This is a genomic window from Pseudomonas sp. 1 R 17 (genome assembly GCF_900067035.1).
Taxonomy (GTDB): Bacteria; Pseudomonadota; Gammaproteobacteria; order Pseudomonadales; family Pseudomonadaceae; genus Aquipseudomonas; species Aquipseudomonas marginalis.
This window is the reverse complement of sequence record NZ_FKLB01000067.1, coordinates 1-4,459: the sequence shown is the minus strand read 5'-3', so window position 1 is coordinate 4,459 and position 4,459 is coordinate 1. Positions and strand designations below refer to the sequence as shown.

General features: G+C 64.3%; 2 protein-coding genes. Both read right to left on the bottom strand.

Features of this window, described 5'->3' with window-relative positions; genetic code table 11:
- A partial coding sequence (locus BFP99_RS28860) for a condensation domain-containing protein (protein WP_141690840.1) occupies positions 1-2,497 on the bottom strand: 2,497 nt, incomplete at its 3' end.
- Between the two features lie 3 nt (positions 2,498-2,500).
- Positions 2,501-4,459: amino acid adenylation domain-containing protein (locus BFP99_RS28855; RefSeq protein ID WP_256098243.1), on the bottom strand; the 1,959-nt coding region annotated here is incomplete at its 5' end.

Sequence of the window (4,459 nt, the reverse complement as noted above, 5' to 3'; positions counted from 1 at the left end):
CAAAGTGGCTGTCGAGGATATAGCAGCCGAGGTTGGCGATCGGGCGGCCAATTGGTACCGCATCGCGGCCTTCGTCCACGCAGGTCCAGTGGGTTACGTCGATGGCGGCTTCGGTCGGGCCGTACAGGTTGTAGAGACCGGCCTGGGGCAGCTTGGCGAAGACCTGCTGCTGGGCATCCACCGGCAGGGCCTCGCCGCTGCACACGATGCGCTGCAGGCTTTGGCAGGTCGACACCGCCGGATCCTGCAGGAAGGCCTGCAGCATCGACGGCACGAAGTGCAGCGTGGTGACCTGCTGTTGATTGATCAGGTTGATCAGCCTGGCCGGATCACGGTGATCACCAGGCGCTGCGACCACCAGGCGCGAGCCGGTCATCAGGGGCCAGAAGAACTCCCACACCGACACGTCGAAGCTGAACGGGGTCTTCTGCAGCACCGTGTCGCTGGCGTCGAGGCAGTAGGCTTCCTGCATCCATTGCAGGCGGTTCAGCAATGCCGAATGACGGTTGCCTGCCCCTTTGGGCTGGCCGGTGGAGCCCGAGGTGTAGATCACGTAGGCGAGGTTTTCACCGTCCAGGGCGATGCCTGGGTTGGCGTCGCTGTAGTCCTCGAAGGCAGACTCGCCCAGCACCAGGGTTTCCAGGCCTTGGGGAATCGGCAGTTGCTCACGCAAGTGCGCCTGGGTCAACAGCAGTTTCACCCCGCTGTCGTCCAGCATGTAGGCCAGGCGTTCGCGCGGGTATTCCGGGTCCAGCGGCACGTAGGCGCCACCGGCCTTGAGCACCGCGAGCAGACCGACGACCATGTCGATGGAACGCTCCACTGCCAGGCCCACCAGTACGTCCGGCCCTACGCCGGCCTCGATCAGGCGATGGGCCAGGCGGTTGGCGCGGCGGTTCAGCTCGGCATAACTGAGCGACACCCCATTGAAGCGCAACGCCGGTGCATCCGGCTGCGCCTGCACCTGGGCCTCGATCAACTGATGCACCCACTGCCCTTGAGGGTAGTCGCGCGCGGTGGCGTTCCATTGAGCGAGTATTTGCTCGCGCTCAGCGACGTTGAGTGTCGCCAGGTCGTGCAAGGGCAATGCAGGATTCGCCACGGCTGCCCGCAACAGGCTCAGCCAATGTTCGGCCATGCGTGCGACGGTGGCAGCGCCGAACAGGTCGGTGGCGTAGGTCAGGGACGCCCAGATCGCGTCGCCGCTTTCCTGGGTGTCCAGGCTCAGGTCGAACTGGGCGCTGTGGCTGTCCCATTCCAGGTTGGCCACGCGCAGGCCCGGCAACTGCTGCGCGGCGGCTGGGGAGTTGGCCTGGTGGTTGAACATCACCTGGAACAGCGGGTTATGGCTCAGGCTGCGCTCCGGTTGCAGGGCTTCGACCAGTTGCTCGAACGGCAAGTCCTGATGGGCCTGGGCCTCCAGCGCACGGCGCTTGGCCTGCTGCAGCAGTTGGGCGAAGCTCATGTGGCCATCGAGGTCGGCCTTGAGCACTTGGGTATTGACGAAGAAGCCGATCAGCGATTCGGTCTCGACGCGGTTGCGGTTGGCAATCGGCACGCCGATGCGAATATCCTGCTGGCCGCTGTAGCGGTACAGAAACGCCTGGAACGCGGCCAGCAACAGCATGAACATCGTCACGCCTTCGCCCTGGGCCAGGGCTTTCAACCCTGCCACCAGTGCCGGTTCCAGCGCGATGTCCAGACGCGCGCCACGGAAGCTCTGTTGCGCCGGGCGGGGTTGATCGAACGGCAATTCCAGCACCGGCTGCGTGCCGCTGAGCAATTCGCGCCAGTACGCCAGTTGACGGGCCTTCTCCCCCGCTTCCATCCAGCTGCGTTGCCACAGCGCATAGTCGGCGTACTGGATCGGCAGCGGCGCCAATGCACAGTCCTGGCCCTGGCTGTAGGCAGCATAGAGTTGCATCAACTCCTGCACCATCACACCCATCGACCAGCCATCGGAGACGATATGGTGCTGCACCAGCACCAGCACGTGCTCCTCTTCGCTCACTGCGAGCAAACTGACCCGCAGCAACGGGCCTTGCTGCAAGTCGAAGGGACGGGCGATTTCGGCTTCGACATGGGCCTTGAGCTGCGCTTCGTCGACTGCACTTTCGGCGATCTCGACCACCCCGTGGGCCAGCACCTCCTGAGTACGTGCCTCGGCGTCCAGGTGCAGGCGTGTACGCAGGCTTTCATGGCGCGCCACCAAGGTGTCGAAACTGCGCTGCAGGGCGGCCTTGTCCAGCTGGCCGCTCAGACGCAGGGCGCCGGGGACGTGATAAGCGTCACTGTCCGGGTCCAACTGCCAGAGAAACCACTGCCGTTCCTGGGCGTAGGACAACGGCAGCTTCCGGCCGTCCTCGCGGATCGAGGCAATCGGCAGCTGGGCGAAGCTCATGCCCCGGCTTTGCAGGCGCTGGTAGAACTGCTGGCGCTGTTCCAGAGGCAGGCGAAGAAAGCGCGAAACCAGATCGATATTAGGGTTGGAAAGCATGGGTCAAATCGCCTCTAGTTCGCTCAAAAAGTCACGAAGATCATCAAAGTCTTCCGCGCTGCCGGCGCGGAAGGTGGCAGCCGCCTGCACATAGGCGCGCAGCGTTTCAGTCTGGAACACTTCCACCAGCGGCACTTCCAGGCCCAGCTCGGCCTGGACCCTGGAGGTGATCTGGATGGCCAGTAGGGAGTGGCCGCCCACTTCAAAGAAGTTGTCGTTCAAGCCGACCTGCGGCAGGCGCAGCACCTCGGCCCAGATCGTGGCGATCTGCTGTTCCAGCTCGCTCTGCGGGGCCACATAGGCCTGTTGCATAAGGCTCACATCCGGTTGCGGCAGGCCCTTGCGGTCGAGCTTGCCGTTGGGGGTCAACGGCATTTGCGCCAGGAAGATGAAATGCGCCGGGACCATGTAGTCCGGCAGGCGGGCCTTGAGTGCGCGACGCAATGCGTCACGGAACTCGGCTTCGTTGGACGGGGCGGACACCGGAACCACATAGGCCACCAGCTGTTTTCCGGTCGGGCCGTCCTGGGCCACCACCACGGTTTCACCAACATTGTCCTGTTCGCGCAGACGCGCTTCGATTTCCCCCAGTTCGATACGGAAACCACGGACCTTCACCTGGTGGTCGACGCGACCGAGGTAATCCACCACGCCATCCGGGCGGCCACGGGTCAGGTCGCCGCTGCGATACACGCGACTGCCCGGCTTGCCGAACGGGTCCGGCACGAAGCGTTCGGCGGTCAGCGCCGGACGTTCCAGGTATCCACGGGCCACGCCCTCGCCGCCCAGGTACAGCTCACCGGCGACGCCGATGGGTTGCAGGTTGAGTTGCGCGTCCAGCACGTAGCCGCTGCGGTTGCCCAATAGCGTACCAATCGGTGCATACACGGCGCCGCAGGGGTCGCCCTTGCGCGCTTTCCACAGCAACGGCGTGACCACGGTTTCGGTCGGGCCGTAGCCGTTGAACAGGTAGGTCGGCTTGAGCGCGCGCCAGGCCAGGTCGTAGCTGGCTTGCGCCACCGCATCGCCGCCAAAGCAGTACACACGCACTTTCGGTGGATTACCGTCGCGCTCGGCATGCTCGGCCAGTTGTTGCAGGTACACCGGCGGGAACACCGCCATGGTCACGTTGTGACGGTGCATCTGCGCGTAGGTGTACTCGGGCAACCACAGGCTGTCGTCACGGACCAGCACGCTGGCGCCGTTGATCAGCGGGTGCATCCAGCCTTCGTGGGAGCCGTCGAAGGCGAACGACATGAAGTGCAGTTCGCAATCGGCCGGCGATGTTTCATAACGCTCGCCGGTGGCGATGATGTGCGCCACCAACGGCCCATGGGACACCGCCACGCCCTTGGGCAGGCCGGTGGAGCCGGAGGTGTAGATCACGTAGGCAAGGTTGTCGCCGTGCAGTTTTACCTCCGGCGCGGTGTCGCTGTAGTCGGCCCACGCCTCGGTGCGATCGATGGCCAGGCTGTCCAGGCCCTCGGGAATCGGCAGTTGCGGCAACGCACTGGTGTGGGTCAGCAGCAACTTCGCACGGCTGTCCTGCATCATGTACAGCAGGCGATCACGCGGGTACTCGATATCCAGCGGCACATACACACCGCCGGCTTTCATCACCGCGAGGAACGCCACCAGGCTCTCGGCACTGCGCGGCATGGCAATTGCCACGCGCACTTCGGGGCCGATGCCACGGGCGATCAGGGCATGGGCCAGGCGGTTGGCCTGGCGGTCCAGCTCGCCATAACTCAGGGTTTGCGCATCGAACTTGACCGCCACCGCAGCGTGGTTTTCGGCGGCGCGGTCGGCAACCATTTCGTGTACCAGACGCTCGGCCGAGAAGCCGGCGTCAGTCTGGTTCCACAGCTGCAGGATGTGTCGTTGCTCATCCTGGCCCAGCAGGTTGAGTTGGCTGATGGATTGCTGTTGGTCGGCAACCATCGCCTGCAACAGGTTTTGCCA